Source organism: Actinosynnema sp. NPDC004786, from assembly GCF_053601135.1.
Genome location: NZ_JBSGBG010000038.1, coordinates 69,248 through 84,795, shown reverse-complemented (window position 1 = coordinate 84,795; position 15,548 = coordinate 69,248). Strand labels below are relative to the sequence as shown.

Annotated in this window: 13 protein-coding genes and 1 pseudogene; 7 read left to right on the top strand and 7 right to left on the bottom strand. The window is 71.7% G+C overall.

The genetic code is table 11. The annotated features are described in order from the left end of the window. Window positions 1-315: 315 nt before the first annotated feature. The 3 genes from ACWEFJ_RS28800 to ACWEFJ_RS28790 are packed head-to-tail and all read left to right on the top strand — an operon-like array spanning window position 316 to window position 3,496. A complete protein-coding gene (locus tag ACWEFJ_RS28800) occupies window positions 316-1,755 on the top strand; it encodes a GuaB1 family IMP dehydrogenase-related protein (protein WP_449715638.1) in 1,440 nt (479 codons plus the stop codon). Window positions 1,756-1,781: 26 nt separating this feature from the next. Continuing rightward, on the top strand, window positions 1,782-2,732 hold the full coding sequence (locus ACWEFJ_RS28795) for an ABC transporter ATP-binding protein (RefSeq protein WP_378091451.1): 951 nt from the start codon (window positions 1,782-1,784) through the stop codon (window positions 2,730-2,732). Beyond that, window positions 2,729-3,496: an ABC transporter permease gene (locus tag ACWEFJ_RS28790; protein ID WP_378091449.1), complete on the top strand. Its 768-nt coding sequence runs from the start codon at window positions 2,729-2,731 to the stop codon at window positions 3,494-3,496. Before ACWEFJ_RS28795 ends, ACWEFJ_RS28790 begins: the two co-directional genes overlap by 4 nt. A gap of 215 nt (window positions 3,497-3,711) precedes the next feature. Here ACWEFJ_RS28790 and ACWEFJ_RS28785 read toward each other — a convergent pair whose 3' ends face one another. Both ACWEFJ_RS28785 and ACWEFJ_RS28780 read right to left on the bottom strand, forming a co-directional pair. Continuing rightward, window positions 3,712-5,001, bottom strand: coding sequence for a PhoH family protein (locus ACWEFJ_RS28785; RefSeq protein ID WP_378091485.1), 1,290 nt, complete (start codon window positions 4,999-5,001; stop codon window positions 3,712-3,714). A gap of 460 nt (window positions 5,002-5,461) precedes the next feature. Beyond that, window positions 5,462-6,694: a DUF885 domain-containing protein gene (locus ACWEFJ_RS28780; RefSeq protein WP_449715637.1), complete on the bottom strand. Its 1,233-nt coding sequence runs from the start codon at window positions 6,692-6,694 to the stop codon at window positions 5,462-5,464. Between the two features lie 232 nt (window positions 6,695-6,926). On the opposite strand from ACWEFJ_RS28780, the gene ACWEFJ_RS28775 reads away from it, so the two are divergent. Together ACWEFJ_RS28775 and ACWEFJ_RS28770 are read left to right on the top strand one after the other, a co-directional pair. After that, window positions 6,927-7,310: a hypothetical protein gene (locus tag ACWEFJ_RS28775; RefSeq protein WP_378091446.1), complete on the top strand. Its 384-nt coding sequence runs from the start codon at window positions 6,927-6,929 to the stop codon at window positions 7,308-7,310. A 322-nt stretch (window positions 7,311-7,632) separates the two neighbouring features. Then, window positions 7,633-7,989, top strand: a complete 357-nt coding sequence (locus tag ACWEFJ_RS28770) for a hypothetical protein (RefSeq protein WP_378091444.1) — start codon at window positions 7,633-7,635, stop codon at window positions 7,987-7,989. A gap of 122 nt (window positions 7,990-8,111) precedes the next feature. Here ACWEFJ_RS28770 and ACWEFJ_RS28765 read toward each other — a convergent pair whose 3' ends face one another. Next, window positions 8,112-8,858 carry an isoprenyl transferase gene (locus tag ACWEFJ_RS28765; protein ID WP_378091483.1) on the bottom strand — a complete coding sequence of 249 codons (747 nt, stop codon included), beginning with the start codon at window positions 8,856-8,858 and terminating at the stop codon, window positions 8,112-8,114. A gap of 116 nt (window positions 8,859-8,974) precedes the next feature. Between ACWEFJ_RS28765 and trhA the strand changes: the two genes are divergently transcribed. Continuing rightward, the gene (gene trhA, locus ACWEFJ_RS28760; RefSeq protein WP_378091442.1) at window positions 8,975-9,652 is read left to right on the top strand and encodes a PAQR family membrane homeostasis protein TrhA; all 678 of its coding nucleotides are present in this window, start codon (window positions 8,975-8,977) and stop codon (window positions 9,650-9,652) included. Here the strand turns inward: trhA and ACWEFJ_RS28755 are convergent. The 4 genes from ACWEFJ_RS28755 to ACWEFJ_RS28740 all read right to left on the bottom strand — a co-directional run bounded on the left by ACWEFJ_RS28755 (window position 9,643) and on the right by ACWEFJ_RS28740 (window position 14,729). Beyond that, a complete protein-coding gene (locus ACWEFJ_RS28755) occupies window positions 9,643-11,067 on the bottom strand; it encodes a pentapeptide repeat-containing protein (protein ID WP_449715636.1) in 1,425 nt (474 codons plus the stop codon). The two genes, trhA and ACWEFJ_RS28755, sit on opposite strands and share 10 nt — an antisense overlap. Then, complete coding sequence (locus ACWEFJ_RS28750; protein ID WP_449715635.1) at window positions 11,068-12,135, bottom strand: M1 family aminopeptidase; 1,068 nt, start codon at window positions 12,133-12,135, stop codon at window positions 11,068-11,070. It abuts the gene before it with no gap. Continuing rightward, a complete protein-coding gene (locus tag ACWEFJ_RS28745) occupies window positions 12,132-12,689 on the bottom strand; it encodes a hypothetical protein (protein ID WP_449715634.1) in 558 nt (185 codons plus the stop codon). Before ACWEFJ_RS28745 ends, ACWEFJ_RS28750 begins: the two co-directional genes overlap by 4 nt. A 72-nt stretch (window positions 12,690-12,761) precedes the next feature. Then, on the bottom strand, window positions 12,762-14,729 hold the full coding sequence (locus ACWEFJ_RS28740) for a thioredoxin domain-containing protein (RefSeq protein WP_449715633.1): 1,968 nt from the start codon (window positions 14,727-14,729) through the stop codon (window positions 12,762-12,764). Window positions 14,730-14,836: 107 nt separating this feature from the next. On the opposite strand from ACWEFJ_RS28740, the pseudogene ACWEFJ_RS28735 reads away from it, so the two are divergent. Continuing rightward, window positions 14,837-15,538: pseudogene (locus ACWEFJ_RS28735) on the top strand (metallophosphoesterase); the annotation flags it as partial. Window positions 15,539-15,548: the final 10 nt, after the last annotated feature.

The following is a 15,548-nucleotide window of genomic DNA, read 5'->3' as shown; positions in this document are numbered from 1 at the left end:
ACGGCGGGGGTGGGGGCGCGGTGCGAGCGGCGCACGGCGGGGGCGCGGTGGGAGCGGCGCGGGCGTGGAGGCGGGTGCGAGGCAGAGCGCGGCCAGGACGGCGGCGGAGCGGGGGCACGGCGACGGGAGCACGGCGACGGGAGCGCGGGGGCGGCGGGAGGCGGGTGTGCGAGGCGGCAGCGGGGGCGATCGAGTCGCGGGAACCGCAGTGGTGCGGCTTTGGAGGAAGCCACAAGAGCGAACCCTGTGCCGACCGGCGCAATGGTGGCCGCAACCAGGGCGGATTCGGCTCGGCGCGAGTATCGTCAAGTTCTCGTGCGGTTCATCGAAGGGCATCGGCCCAGCTACGACCTGACCTACGACGACGTCTTCCTCGTGCCCGGCCGATCGGCCGTCGACTCGAGGTTCGGTGTCGACTTGTCGACCTCCGACGGAACGGGGGCGACGATCCCGATCGTGGTCGCGAACATGACCGCGGTGGCGGGACGGCGGATGGCGGAGACCGTGGCGCGGCGCGGCGGGCTCGTGGTGCTGCCGCAGGACGTCGCGCCCGAAGCGGTGGCGGAGATCGTGCAGTGGGTGAAGGCGCGGCACGTCGTGTGGGACACGCCGCTGACCCTGCACCCCGGCGACTCGGTCGCCGACGCGGTCAACCTGCTGCACAAGCGCGCCCACGGGGCGGTGGTGGTGGTCGACGACGAAGGTCGCCCGACCGGTGTCGTGGACGAGGCGGCGTGCGCGGGCGTCGACCGGTTCACCCGGTTGCACGATGTCGCCGACGACCGCATCGTCACCCTTCCGATGGACACCCCTCCGCGTGACGTCTTCACCCGGCTGCACGGCGGCACGCAGCGGGTCGCGCTCGGGGTCGACGCGGACGGCCGCCTGCGCGGCGTGATGACCAGCCTGGGCGCGCTGCGCTCGGACATCTACCAACCCGCCCTCGACCACGCGAACCGCCTGCGCGTGGCCGCGGCCATCGGCGTGAACGGCGACGTCACGGCCAAGGCCGAGCAGCTCCTCCACGCCGGCGTCGACACCCTCGTCGTCGACACCGCCCACGGCCACCAGGAGAAGATGCTCGCCGCCCTCAAGGCCGTCCGCGAGGCCGGCCCGACCGTGCCCGTCGTGGCCGGCAACGTGGTCACCGCCGAAGGCGTCCGCGACCTGGTCGAAGCGGGCGCGGACATCGTCAAGGTCGGGGTCGGCCCGGGCGCGATGTGCACCACCCGCATGATGACCGGCGTCGGCCGCCCGCAGTTCTCCGCGGTCGCCGAGTGCGCCGCCGAGGCCCGTCGGCTGGGCCGCCACGTCTGGGCCGACGGCGGGGTCCGCCACCCGCGCGACGTCGCCCTCGCCCTCGCCGCCGGCGCGTCCAGCGTGATGATCGGCTCCTGGTTCGCCGGCACCTACGAGTCGCCCGGCGACCTGCAGCGCGACGAGCAGGGCCGCCTCTACAAGGAGTCGTTCGGCATGGCGTCGAAGCGGGCCGTGAGCGCGCGCACCCGCGCCGACAACGCGTTCGACCGCGCCAAGAAGGGCCTGTTCGAGGAGGGGATCTCGACCTCCCGCATGCGCCTGGACCCGAACAGCCCCGGCGTCGAGGACCTGCTCGACTCGATCACCGCGGGCGTCCGCAGCGCCTGCACGTACGCGGGGGCGCAGACGTTGGAGGAGTTCCACGCCAAGGCGACGCTCGGCGTCCAGAGCGCCGCGGGGTTCGCCGAAGGTCGTCCGCTTCCGTCGGGCTGGTGACCGCTCCTGCTGTCTAGGCTGTCCCGGTGGACGAAGCCGTGACGGTGGCGGACCTGGTGAAGGTCTACAAGGGCAACCCGAAACCGGCCGTGGCGGGGCTCGGTTTCGCGGTCCGCCGAGGCGAGGTGTTCGGCTTGCTCGGTCCGAACGGGGCGGGCAAGACGACCACCGTGGGCGTGCTGACCACCAGGGTCCGGCCGACCTCCGGCACGGCCCTGGTGGAGGGCGTGGACGTGGTCGCCGACCCGCGGCGGGCCCGTCGGATGCTGGCCGTGGTGCCCCAGCGCAACAACCTGGACCGCGCGCTGAACGTCCGGCAGAACCTGCTGTTCCACGCCGCCTACCACGGCGTGGGCCGCGTCGAGCGGCGTCGGTTGGCCGACGAGATCCTCCAGCGGATGGGCCTGGAGGGTCACGCCACGAGCCTGGTGGACAAGCTGTCCGGCGGTCAGGCGCAACGGCTGATGATCGCCCGCGCCCTGATGCACCGGCCGAAGGTGCTGTTCCTGGACGAGCCGTCGACCGGGCTGGACCCGCAGGCGCGGCTGTTCGTGCACGACCGGGTGGCCGCGCTGCACGCGGACGGCGTCACGGTCGTGCTCACCACGCACGACATGGACGAGGCGCAGAAGCTGTGCGACCGGGTCGGCATCGTCGACCACGGCCGGCTGCTCGCGCTCGACACCCCGGCCGAGCTGACCAAGACCCTGCCGGGCAGCACGACGCTCAGCGTGACCGTCGCGTCGGCCGCCGACCCGGACGCGGTGAGCGAGGCGCTGGCCGCGGTGGACGGGGTGCAGCGGGTCGAGCACGTGCAGGACATGTTCCGCCTCTACACCGACGTCGCGCCGGCCGTGGCGCTGCCGGACGTGCTGCGCACCCTGGAGCGGCACGGCGCGCCGGTCGCCGACCTGTCGATCGGCACGCCGAGCCTCGAGGACGTCTTCATCCACCTGACCGGCCGGGAGCTGCGATGACGTCGCTGCGCACGTTCAACGCGATCCTGTGGCGGGACGTGTTCGTCACCGGCCGGGAGCTGCCGAGCTTCCTCGCGCAGGTGATCATCCAGCCGTTCTTCATCCTGTTCATCTTCGCCAAGGTGCTGGGCGACATCGGGTTCGTGCAGGGCGACTTCGCCGCCGTGCTGCTGCCCGGGATCGTGGCGATGAACGGGTTCCTGGGCGCGTTGCAGAACACCACGCTGCCGCTGGTGCTGGACTTCTCGTGGACGCGGGAGATCGAGGACCGGCTGCTCGCGCCGATCCCGATCCCGCTGGTCGCGGTGGAGAAGATGGTGTTCGGCGCGGTGCGGGGCCTGCTGGCGGCGGTGCTGATGATCCCGATCGGGTTCGTCATGCTGGACATCAGCTGGCCCGCGTCCGGGCTGCCGGCGGCGTTCCTGGTGATCGTCCTGGGGTCGTTGGCGGGCGCGGCGGTGGGCATGGTGATCGGCACGTCGGTGTCGCCGCGGCACATCAACGTGATGTTCGCGGTGATCCTGACGCCGCTGCTGTTCACCGGTTCGGCGCAGTTCCCGTGGCCCGCGCTGGACAACCTGCGCTGGTTCCAGGTGCTGTGCGCGCTCAACCCGCTCACCTACGTGAGCGAGGGCATGCGGGCGGTGCTGGTGCCGGGGGTCGAGCACATCCCGCTGTGGGTGTGCTTCGTGGTGCTGCTGGCGTCGATCGCGGGGTTCGGGGCGCTGGGCATGCGGGGTTTCCTGCGGCGGGCGCTCGACTAGCCGGATCCGGGGTCGGGCCGGTGGTCGGGCGATGGGTCCGGGCGCGGCACGCCGTCCCACCGCTCGGCGCACCGGTTCTCGGGTGTGGCACGGGGTGCGCAACGCCCTGCCGGTGCTGGTCGCCGCCGTCCTGGCCCGGGTGGTGGCGGTGCTGCACCACGAGCATGGAGGGGCCCCGCCGACGTCCGCCGGCGGGGCCCCTCCCGGACCGGCCGTCAGGAGGCGTAGTCCTCCAGCATCTCGGTGACCAGCGCGGCGATCGGCGAGCGCTCCGAGCGGGTCAGCGTGACGTGCGCGAACAGCGGGTGGCCCTTCAGCTTCTCGATCACGGCCGCCACGCCGTCGTGCCGCCCGACGCGCAGGTTGTCGCGCTGCGCCACGTCGTGCGTGAGCACCACCCGCGAGTTGGCGCCCAACCGCGACAGCACGGTGAGCAGCACGTTGCGCTCCAGCGACTGCGCCTCGTCCACGATCACGAACGAGTCGTGCAGCGACCGGCCGCGGATGTGGGTCAGCGGCATGACCTCCAGCATGCCGCGGTCCATGACCTCCTCGACGACGTCCTGGCTGACCAGCGCGCCGAGGGTGTCGAACACCGCCTGCGCCCACGGCTGCATCTTCTCGCTCTCGGAGCCGGGCAGGTAGCCCAGCTCCTGGCCGCCCACCGCGTACAGGGGGCGGAACACCACGACCTTGCGGTGCTGGCGGCGCTCCATGACCGCCTCCAGCCCCGCGCACAGCGCGAGCGCCGACTTCCCGGTGCCGGCCCGTCCGCCCAGCGAGACGATGCCGACCTCGGTGTCGAGCAGCAGGTCCAGCGCCACGCGCTGCTCGGCGGACCGGCCGTGCAGCCCGAACGCCTCGCGGTCGCCGCGCACGAGCCGCACCTGCTTGTCCGGCGTGACCCGGCCCAACGCGCTGGACGTGCCCGCCAGCAGCCGCAACCCGCTGTGGCAGGGCAGCTCGGCGACGTGCGCCAGGTCGAACAGCGCCGGGTCGATCACGGTGTCGCGGTACAGCGCGTCCACCACGGACTGGTCGACGTCCACGTCGGACATCCCGGAGTACCCCGACAGCGTCACGTCGTGGGCCCGGTACTCCTCCGCGGCGAGCCCGACCGCGCCGGCCTTGACCCGCAGCGGCATGTCCTTGGTGACCAGCGTGACCGCGTTGCCGTCGGCCGCGAGGTTGAGCGCGCAGGCCAGGATGCGGGCGTCGTTGGAGTCCGTGCGGAAACCCGCGGGCAGCACCTCCGGGTCGGAGTGGTTGAGCTCGACGCGCAGCGTGCCGCCGGCCTCGCCGATCGGGACCGGGTGGTCCAACCGGCCGTGCCGCAGGCGCAGGTCGTCGAGCAGGCGCAGCGCCTCCCGGGCGAACCACCCGAGTTCCGGGTGGTGCCGCTTGCCCTCCAGCTCGCTGATCACCACGAGCGGCAGCACGACCTCGTGCTCGGCGAACCGCGTGGTGGCCAGGGGGTCTGAGAGGAGCACGGACGTGTCCACCACGTACGTGTTGGTCGTCGGCGCGCCACGGCGCCGGGACGTGCTGCGCGATGAGCCTGAGGAACGGCTCGCGGGTCGTCGTGCGTTCACGGCAACTCCCTCACGAACGCGGCACCCGCGTCCGCTCCTCGCTGGGCCAGGCACCACCCCGATCGACCGGACCGCCCCCTAGCCGGGGACGTGCCGGCCACGAGGGCCGGGTGCCGGCCCCCTCGCGCATACCGCCACGATCAGGGCCTCCCTGCGCGGTCCGCAGTGGACGCGTCCCGCCAACCGGAAGTTACCTCCGCCGGTCCCTCTTATGCAGGCAGCCACACAGGTGATTCGTCAACTCGTCACCCGGCCGCAAACCTGTGAAACAGGACCACCGCGGGTGCCGAAGGGCGGCACGGGACCGCCACATCGGCCCAACGCGCGTCGTCCGCCCAGCTCAGAGCCGGTACGGCCGGTGACGGCCGGTCGGTCACCCGCGGTCACGGGGCAGCCAGGGCACCGCGGCGGCGACCTCCTCCGCCAACGCCGCCGGCACCAGTGGTTGGTCCAGCAGTCTCAGATAGCGGTCGCCCAGGGTCTCCGCGCCGAGGTCCAGCCACGCGCGGACGAGGCGCACGCCCTCCACGTACGTCGTGGTGTACGCCCGCCACAGCGGGTCGCCGAGGAAGCGCAGCATCTGGCGGGCGCGGCGTTCGGGCACCAGCAGCCAGCGGCACAGGAAGTCGACCACGTCGTCGGGGTGGGCGCGCCGGTCGTGCAGCATCAGGGCCGCGTCCTGGCGGACGGTGAGCAGCCCGGCCAGCGCGTTCTCGACCCGTTCGCTCAGCTCGCCGTCCATCCGCAGGCCCAGGTCGGCCAGGACCTCCTCGGCCCAGCGGCCCCAGCCCGCCCCGACCACGGCGTGCAGGCCCAGCTCGGCCATGCCCTCGGCCATCAGGCACTGCGGCGTGTTGATCAGGAACAACGCCTGCTCGGCGTGCCCGCGCTTGCCGACCAGGCCCACCTCCTTGCGGCAGTGCTCGGTGTGGTGGCCGGGGTAGGACTCGTGCGCGACGAGCTGCGGCAGGCTCGACATCCGGTGGCCCAGGTCGGCGTTGATCGCCACGCGCGACCGGAAGCCGCCGAGGTAGTGGTTGAACCCGCTCCACGGCTTGTCGGTGACGATCTCGTACTCCACCACCTCGTCCGGGGGCAGCTCGAACCGCTGCCGCACGCGGTCGCGCAGCGCGCCGGACAGGGCGTGCACGGCGTGCGCGAGCCGGCCCCGCGGCACCTCGTCGCGGGCGCGGTGCTCGGCCAGCCGCCGGGCCGGGGTGCCGCGGCCGGGCAGCACCTCGGCCAGGGCGGCGTGCGCGCGGCGGTAGGTGTCGGGGTGGCCGGGGCGGATGTCGACCTGGAAGTACGCCCGCACCTCCTCCACGAACCCGACGCGCACGCCGGCGAGCTTGCGCGCGATCGTCTCGACGGCCACCAGGTGGGCGTCCAGGAACCGCTTGCGGTCCGGCGCCAGGTCGGCGCCCGCCAGTTCGCGGCGCAGCAGCGCGGCCTGCCGGCTCAGCGCGGCCGGGTGCGGCCTCGGCTCCACGTCCACGGCGCGGCGCAGGGCGCGGTCGCCGGTGAACGAGTCGACCAGGCCCGGCGACAGCCGGTCCAGGCGCAGCCCGAGCAACAGGTACTCACGCACGATCCGGTCGGCGTCCACGGACTGCAGACCCTACGAGATGACCGCCCGGTTTACCACAGTGGAACGGTGGCGACGAATTGTGGCGGCGAACGACACCGTAACGAGGGACAACCACCATCGATGGATCACACAATGGTGTTATCGAGATCCACGCGGGGCCGGGGATTCGGTAGTTTGCCGGACAGGCAACCACATCCGGCTTCGGAACAACGCTGGATCGACCGGGGAAACCCGCATTGAGGAGTGTGAAGTGCTGAAGAAGGCAGGTACGCTCGCCGCGGTCGTGGCCGGACTGATGCTGGTGGGCGCTCCCGCGTTCGCCGTCACCGGCGAACCCCACGAAGACGGGCGCGGGCCGAGTTTCGACGACGGCCACTACACCGCCATCGGGCAGCTCCACAACCAGCAGTACTTCGAGGACGGTTCGGGCGACACCACGATCGCCGACCAGTTCGGCCTGCTGAACCTCGGCAACGACTCCGACGTCGCGAGCCAGTTGAGCATCTGCGAGGTCGAGGTCAACGCGGTCCTCGGCATCCCGGTGCTCTCGAACAACGACGAGAACCTCTGCCTGACGTCGGACAACGACGACAACGACTCGGACGACGCCGGGGACAACAGCTCCGAGGGCTGATCCGCCGGATCCCGCCGCCGGGCCCCGGACGTGCCCGGTGGCGGAGGGTGGGCGTGCGGACCGGTGACGGCGCACCGGGCGCACCCCGCGGAATGGACGGCGGGAATTCAGGACACGGTGTCCGGATTCCCGCCCCCGATAACTAAAACCGGAAAAGAACGCTTTCACACGATGGTGTTCATCCGGGTGCGATCCACAACGCCGACCAGTAGGTTACCTGAGCAAGGGCAAACCGCCTGAGCCGCAGACTCCCCGAATGCTCGGATCGAGCGAGCAAGGTTATGGGCGTCACATCAATTCCCCACTAGAGGAGTGTGTTTACATGTTCAAGAAGGCAGGTGCCGTCGCCATCGCCGCGGCCGGTCTCATGTTGTTGGGCTCCCCCGCGTTCGCGACTCCGCACGGGGACTACGACGACGGCCACTACACCGCCATCGGTGAACTGCACAACCAGCAGTACTTCGACGACGACGCGGACGAGGAGACGGTCGCCGACCAGTTCGGCCTCATCAACTTCGGCAACGACTCCGACCTGCTGAGCCAGGTCAACCTCTGCGAGCTCGAGGTCAACGTCATCGCGATCCCGATCCTCTCGAACAACGACGAGAGCTACTGCATCGCGACCGACAACGACGACAACGACTCGGACGCGGCCGGGGACAACAGCTCGGAGGACTGAGCCCCAACGCTGGAGTTCTCGAGGGCGGCACTTCCCGGTCGGGGGGTGCCGCCCTCGGGCGTTGTCCGGGGGCGTTGTCCGGGAGTGCGGGCCGGAGGTGGGGACGCCGGGACGGCCGGGGGCTAGGAGCCGAAGCGGCGGTGGCGGACGGCGTAGTCGCGCAGGGCCCGCAGGAAGTCCGTGCGGCGGAACTCGGGCCAGTACGCCTCGGTGAACCAGAACTCGGAGTGCGCGGACTGCCACAGCATGAACCCGGACAGCCGCTGCTCCCCCGACGTGCGGATGAGCAGGTCCGGGTCGGGCTGACCGGACGTGTAGAGGTGCTCGGCGATGTGGTCGACGTCGAGGACCTCGGCCAGCTCCTCGATCGTGCCGCCGGACTCGGCGTGCTTCTGCAGCAGCTTGCGGACCGCGTCGGCGATCTCCTGCCGGCCGCCGTAGCCGACCGCGACGTTGACCTCCAGGCCGGTGCGGCCCTTGGTGCGCAGCGCGGCGGCGGACAGGCGGGCGGCGGTCTCCGTGGGCAGCAGGTCCAGCGCGCCGACGTGCCGGATGCGCCACGGGTTCCCCGGCTCGGCCAGCTCGTCCACGATGTCGGCGATGATGTCGAGCAGCGGTTCCAGCTCCTCGGCGGGCCGGTTCAGGTTGTCGGTGGACAGCATCCACAGCGTGACGACCTCGACCTCGGCGTCACGGCACCAGTTCAGCAGTTCCAGGATCTTCCGCGCGCCGGCGCGGTGGCCGTGCGCGACGTCGGTGAAGCCCGCCTCCTTGGCCCAGCGGCGGTTGCCGTCGAGCACCACGCCGACGTGACGTGGTCGTTGCTTGCCGTCGAGCCACCGGTTCAGCCGGTACTCGTAGACCGGCAGGAGGAGCTTGTCCTTGATGCGCTCGCGAAGACCCACGCTGGAAGAGCGTACGCCGGGTGGCCGCGGTCACGCCGCCGTGTGCTGCCCGGCCACCTACGCTCCCGTAACCTCGGACCGTGACCACGTCGACTCGCCCTCAGCCACCCGAGCCCGCCCTGCGGCCTCGTCTGCGGGGCTGGCTGCACCTCTGGTCGTTCGTCGTCTCCGTGGCGACGGGTGCGACCCTGATCGCCCTCGCCGCGGCGACCGTGTCGGCGAAGGCCGCGCTCGCCACGTCCGTGTACGGGGCGACGGTGCTCGGCCTGTTCGGCGTCAGCGCGCTGTACCACCGGGTGAACTGGGTGAGCGTGCGGGCGCGGACGTGGATGAAGCGGCTCGACCACTCGATGATCTTCGTGTTCATCGCGGGCACGTACACGCCGTTCGCGCTGCTGGCCATGCCCCCGGACACGGGCAACGTGGTGCTGCTGGTGGTGTGGCTGGGCGCGCTGGGCGGCGTGACCCTGAAGCTCGCCTGGCCGCACGCGCCGAGGTGGCTCGGGGTGCCGATCTACATCGCGCTGGGCTGGGTGGCGGTGTTCGTGCTGCCGGACCTGCTGCACCACGTGGGCGTGGCGGCGCTCGTGCTGCTGCTCGTGGGCGGCCTGCTCTACACCGCGGGCGCGGTGTTCTACGCCTCGCGCTGGCCCAACCCCTGGCCGCAGGTGTTCGGCTACCACGAGTTCTTCCACGCGGCGACCGTGCTGGCGGCGCTGTGCCACTACATCGCGATCTGGTTCGCGATCTACTCGTGAGCCGCGGCCCCCTCGCCGTCAGACCGGTCGGGCGTTGCGTCCAGGGTCCACCAGACGTCTTCTTCACCGCTGTCGACCGGATCGACAACACGACTTCCCCATGAAGCCGGAATGATCTTCCGAGCAGTGCCGGCGACCTTCACACCGGAGAGATCCGGAGGAACTTCGAACACCACCTCCGAGAAGTCCAGGTCGTCCGCGAACTTGACCCTGGAGAAATCTACCACTCGCTCGAAGTAGGCACCTTTGAAGTCCGCCGGAGCACTGAAAGAGCTATCCTCGAAGAACGCCATGTGCTCGAAACGGGCCTTCCGGAAGATCGCTGGCCACATCATCGCGACATCGGCGAACACCACGCGATCGCGAAACGTCGAGTCGTTGAACCACGCAAGTCCGCGGAACGTGCAGTCACGAAAGTCGGCAAAGCCGCTGAAGTCGTTGTAGTCGAGTAGTGTGTTACCGTAGAACGTTGCGGCACTGAAGTTGACCGAGCCGAGTGTGGACTCCCTGATCGAAAACTGGATCAACGTCGCACCGGCGAGGTTCACGTAGACATGGGAGTCTTCCGGAGTCCAGAAGAAATCCCGACTTCGACTTACTCCGGCCCGGGGCCTGAGGTGCCTTGCGATCACGTCCTGCACAGCCAGTCGAACCTCCAATTCTTCTGAGCGCGCCTGGTCCGAATCGCTTGAGTGCGCCGCCCTATCGGCCGCCACCTCGCCTAAGGACCTGCGAGAAGACAGCGTCGGAGGACCCAGGTCCGGAATCTTGGAGGGCGGGACGAACGGCATCCGAAGATACGCGCACAGCAGGCCCAACACTGTCACCCGCATGGGGGCAGAAGCGCCGGCCAAGCGCTCGAGCGCATATACGCCAGCCAGGCGGACCGCCGCCTTGTCACTACCCAACTGCTCGGCAGCCTTGGTGTAGGATTCAAGGATCCGCCGCTCTGCGGCATCCGAATCCGCCCGGTTCGCCACTTCGCGCTGATGATCGAGCAACTGATATTGGTGAACTAACGCCAACTCGGTGTAGCGCTGCCGACGCGCAGCCAAGAGAAGTGCCGCAGCACCTCCTGTGCCCACGACTATGCTGGCCGCCGTTCGGACAACATCAAGTTTGTTCCGGTCGCTTTCCGAGCCACCGCCGAGAAACAACAGGAGAAGCACGACCGCAAGAACTCCTCCCCCGAATGCGAGCACCGCACTTATGGCGATCGCTTTGCGACTCAGGGGCGGAGGAACAGAGTCGGCGTGAACTTTTCCATTAGTTGCGTCGCTGCCCACACACCTATATCGTCGACCAGAGGGCTGCTGTAACAACGCCCGTGCGGTTTGGATGTCGCGATCACTGCGGCCGAGGTCGACATAAGGCATCGACAAGCGGGCGACTCGCGGCGTCACCTGGTTCGCCATCTACTCCTGAGCCGCGACCCAGCGGGTGGTGAGGTCGGCTTCCGTCCCACGGCCGTGGGCGAGGTCGGTCAGCGCGGCGCGCAGGCCGCGCAGCAGGGCCGGGCGGCCGACGGCGGCCTCCACCGCGCGGACGCGGTCCAGGTGGGGGCGGTACGGGCGGTCCGGGAGGGAGTGGTCCGGCAGGTCGTCCCACGGGCCGGTGTGCTCGGCGAAGAGCCTGCTCAGGTAGGTGGCCAGGCCCTCCGTCAGCGGGGCCGGGAAGTCGACCAGGTTGCCGACCCAGGCGTGCGCCACCTCGTGGCCGAGGACGACCGTCGCGTAGCGGGGGTCGTCGAGGCGGTCCAGGACGGGCAGGTCGACCAGGATCAGGCCCGGTGTGGACAGGGCCAGCGAGGACAGCCCCGGCACGAACACGACATCGCACTTGGCGTACGGGTACGGGCCCAGCAGATTCTCGTAGAACGCGATCGCGCTGGTCACCACGTCCGCGACGGCGGCCCCGTCCACGGCCGCCCGCGACCTCGGCACGTGCACGGACTCGTCCACCCGGGCGAACGGGCCGGCCGCCGCCGCGACGGTGGACCGCGCGATCGACGCCACCGGGGTGAACGTGCGGACCGCGCCCGCGTCGACCACGGCCCGGCCGTTCGCCAGGCACCTCCACGACGGCGGCACGGTCACGGTCAGCGCCACGTCCGCCCGGTCGCCGGGATCGCCGAACCCGCCCATGGTGCGCGACACGGCGTCGGGGAAGTTCGTCGCGTACAGGTAGACCTGGCCGTCGGCCGGGTCGACCACCCGCCGGAAGCCCCGGTCGCGGAACGGGAACAGCGCCTCCACCCGCAGCACGTTGTCGCCGTCGCCCCCGGTCGGCGACGAGTCCGGGCGCACCGGTCGGCCGTTGAGGGACGCGGCGAGCACCCGGTCGGCCGCGAGGTCGACCCGCTCCCGCGCCCCGGCGAAGCGGATGGTGGTGCGGCCCCTGACCTGCGGCGACGCCGGGTCGAGCCGCCACGCCAGGTCGTAGGTGCCCGCGGTCGAAGCCCTCGTCCCCGCCCGGTCGGTCACGCCAGGTCCGGTCCCTGCGCGCGCAGGTCGTCCACCCGGGTCATCGCCTCCCGCAGCTCGGTCAGCCACGCGTCGGCGTGCTCGCCGACCAGCCGCACGGCCCACGCCAGCGCCTCCGACCGGGACCGCGCCACCCCGGCCGCGACCAGCGTGTCCAGCACCCGGCGCTCGGGCTGCCGCAACCGGGTCATCACGGGCGCCGACAGCGTGGTGAACAGCTCCTCCGTGCCGCCGAGCCGCGCGCCCCAGGCGACCTTGCGCCGGTAGCGGTGCTCGGCCTGGCGGGCGATCGCGATCCGCTCGTCCCGCGTCTCCTCCCGGAACCGGCTGATCCGGCCCGCCTCGGCCGCCGCCCGCTCGGCGTCGTCGGCGAACCCGTCCGGCAGCGCGGGCAGCGTGCCCACGACCACGATCTCCTCGCGGTCCACCGTCACGACCGGCGGTTCGGTGAACCAGCCGTCGGGCAGCCGGCCCGCGAACCAGGCCGCCGCGTCGTCCGCCGGGGGCTGGTCGGCCTGCTGCCAACCGCCCCGGCCACCCCATCCACGTCGCATCTCGCACCTCGATTACATGATTACGTCGATGCCGACGCTACGCCGCGGTCACCGGACCGCCAGGGTGGTTCGCTAACGGTGGACGGCGAGGGCCGCGGTGAGGTCGGCCACCGACGTGACGGGCCGGTCGCACACGTAGCCGCGGCACACGTAGGCCGCCGCACCGCCGTCGACCAGGGGCCGGTCGGCCAGCAGCGGCGCCGAGCCCGGCGCGCCCGCCACGACCACGCCACCGCCGTGCACGCCGTGCCACGCGGTCCGCACCAGGTCCGGCGCGTCGCCGACCACGGCCACCTGCACGGGACCCAGCGCCAGCGCCTCGGCGACGCTCAGCCAGTGGCCGGCGAACCGGGGTTCGCGGGCGGCCAGCAGCCCGGCCCGCGCCACGGCCGCCTCGGCGGCGTCGCGGTAGTGCGACGGCCCGCCCAGCACGGACGCCGCCACCAGCGCCGAGGCCAGCGCCGACGCGCCGGACGGGCTCGCGTTGTCGGACGGGTCCGACGGCCGCTGCACCAACGCCTCCGCGTCGTCGGCCGTGTCGTGGTAGACGCCGGGCTCCTCCCCCGCGAACCGCGCCAGCGCCGTGTCGAGCAGCCCGCACGCGACGGTGAACCACTCGGTGTCGCCGGTGGCCTGGTGCAGCGCCAGCAGGCCGTCGGCGAAGCAGCCGTAGTCCTCCAGCACGCCCGCCGCCGTGCCGGCCACGCCGTGCCGGGAGGTGCGCAGGAGCCGCCCGTCGACCAGGTGCACGTCCAGGACGAGCCGGGCCGCCCGCGCCGCCGCCTCGACCCAGCGGGGCTCGCCGAACACCGCGCCGGCCTCGGCCAGCGCCTGGATCGCCATCCCGTTCCAGGCCGTGACGACCTTGTCGTCGCGCCCCGGCTGCGGCCGCCGGTCCCGGGCCTCCAGCAGCCGGGCGGCGATCTCCGGGTCCGGCGTGCCGAGCATCCGCAACGTCGAGGCGCCGTGCTCGAACGTGCCCTCGTCCGTCACGCCGTACAGCGCCGCGGCGCGCGCTCCGGTCGACAACCCCAGCACCTCGACCAACTGCGCGGGCGTCCACACGTAGGTCGCCCCTTCGACGCCCTCGGTGTCCGCGTCCAGCGAGGCGGCGAACCCGCCCTCCGGGGTGCCGAGGTCGCGGAGCAGGAACTCGGCCGTCTCCCGCGCGACCCCGCGGTACCGGGGGTTGTCGTCCCGGCGGCTCAGGTGCGTGTAGAAGCGCAGCAGCAAAGCGTTGTCGTACAACATCTTCTCGAAGTGCGGCACGACCCACGCCGCGTCCACGCTGTACCGCGCGAACCCGCCCGCCAGCTGGTCGTACAGCCCGCCGTTGGCCATCGCGTCGCCCGTCGCGCGCGCCATCGACAGCGCCTCCACCGACCCGGTCCGCTCGTGGTGGCGCAGCAGGAACTCCAGCACCATCGACGGCGGGAACTTCGGCGCGCCGCCGAACCCGGCGTTGACCCGGTCGAAGTGCCCGAGCAGCGACACCACCGCGCCCGCCAGCACCTCGTCGTCCACAGTGGACTGCGGCAGCGGCTTGAACGCGAGCTGCGCCACGATGCCCGCCGCCGACTCGCGCACCTCGTCGCCCTGCTCGCGCCACGCGTGGTCGATGGCCTCCAGCACCTGCCGGAACGACGGCATGCCCGGCCGGGGCGACGGCGGGTAGTAGGTGCCCGCGTAGAACGGCTCGCCGTCCGGGGTCAGGAAGCACGTCATGGGCCAGCCGCCGTGCCCGCTGAGCGCCTGCGTGACCGCCATGTAGACCGCGTCCACGTCCGGCCGCTCCTCGCGGTCCACCTTCACGTTCACGAAGTGCTCGTTCATGAACGCGGCGGTGGCCTCGTCCTCGAACGACTCGTGCGCCATCACGTGGCACCAGTGGCACGCCGCGTACCCGACCGACAGCAGCACGGGCACGTTCCGTTCCCGCGCCTCCGCGAACGCCTCCGGCGACCACGGCCACCAGTGCACCGGGTTGTCGGCGTGCTGGAGCAGGTACGGGCTGGTCGAGGACGCGAGCCGGTTCGTCATGGCTCCACAGTAATTCCCGGCCAACCCCCGGACCGGTCGACCAGACTGGTCGCATGGAGCCTTCCGCCGGCCCGTCGGGGCCCGCCGACCCGTCACCCCACGACCTGCGGCACGAGACCGGGCCGTTCGACGTGGTCGGCGACGTGCACGGGTGTCGCGTCGAACTCGTCCACCTGCTGCGCGAGCTGGGCCATTCCGCCGAGGGCGGGCACCCGGACGGCCGCAAGGCGGTGTTCGTGGGCGACCTGGTCGACCGCGGGCCGGACACGCCCGGCGTGCTGCGGCTGGTGATGGCCATGGTGGCGGCGGGCCACGCCCTCTCGGTGCGGGGCAACCACGAGGAGAAGCTGGTCCGGGCGCTGAAGGGCCACGACGTCCAGGTCAACCACGGGCTGGAGCACTCGTTGAGCCGGCTGGAGCGCGAGACGCCCGCGTTCCGCGCCGAGGTGCTCGCGTTCTGCGACGCCCTGGTCCCGCACTACGTGCTCGACGGCGGGAGGCTCGTCGTCGCCCACGCCGGGCTGCCGGAGCGGCACCACGGCCGCGGGTCGGCGCGGGCGCGGGCCCTCGCCCTGTGGGGCGTGACCACGGGGGAGATCGACGCGCGCGGCTTCCCGGTCCGCTACCCGTGGGCGCGGGACTACCGGGGCGCGGCGACGGTCCTGTATGGACACACGCCGGTCGAGGAACCGGAATGGGTGAACGGCACCCTGTGCCTGGACACGGGCTGCGTGTTCGGCGGCCGGCTCACCGCGCTGCGCTACCCGGAGCGCGAGATCGTGTCCGTCCCCGCCCGCCGGGTCTGGTACGCGCAGTAGG

Coding starts and splice junctions, on each gene's coding strand:
- ACWEFJ_RS28790 (WP_378091449.1), top strand. CDS start 2,729: ATGACGTCGCTGCGCACGTTCAACGCGATCCTGTGGCGGGACGTGTTC.
- ACWEFJ_RS28770 (WP_378091444.1), top strand. CDS start 7,633: ATGTTCAAGAAGGCAGGTGCCGTCGCCATCGCCGCGGCCGGTCTCATG.
- ACWEFJ_RS28755 (WP_449715636.1), bottom strand. CDS start 11,067: ATGGCGAACCAGGTGACGCCGCGAGTCGCCCGCTTGTCGATGCCTTAT.
- ACWEFJ_RS28745 (WP_449715634.1), bottom strand. CDS start 12,689: ATGCGACGTGGATGGGGTGGCCGGGGCGGTTGGCAGCAGGCCGACCAG.
- ACWEFJ_RS28740 (WP_449715633.1), bottom strand. CDS start 14,729: ATGACGAACCGGCTCGCGTCCTCGACCAGCCCGTACCTGCTCCAGCAC.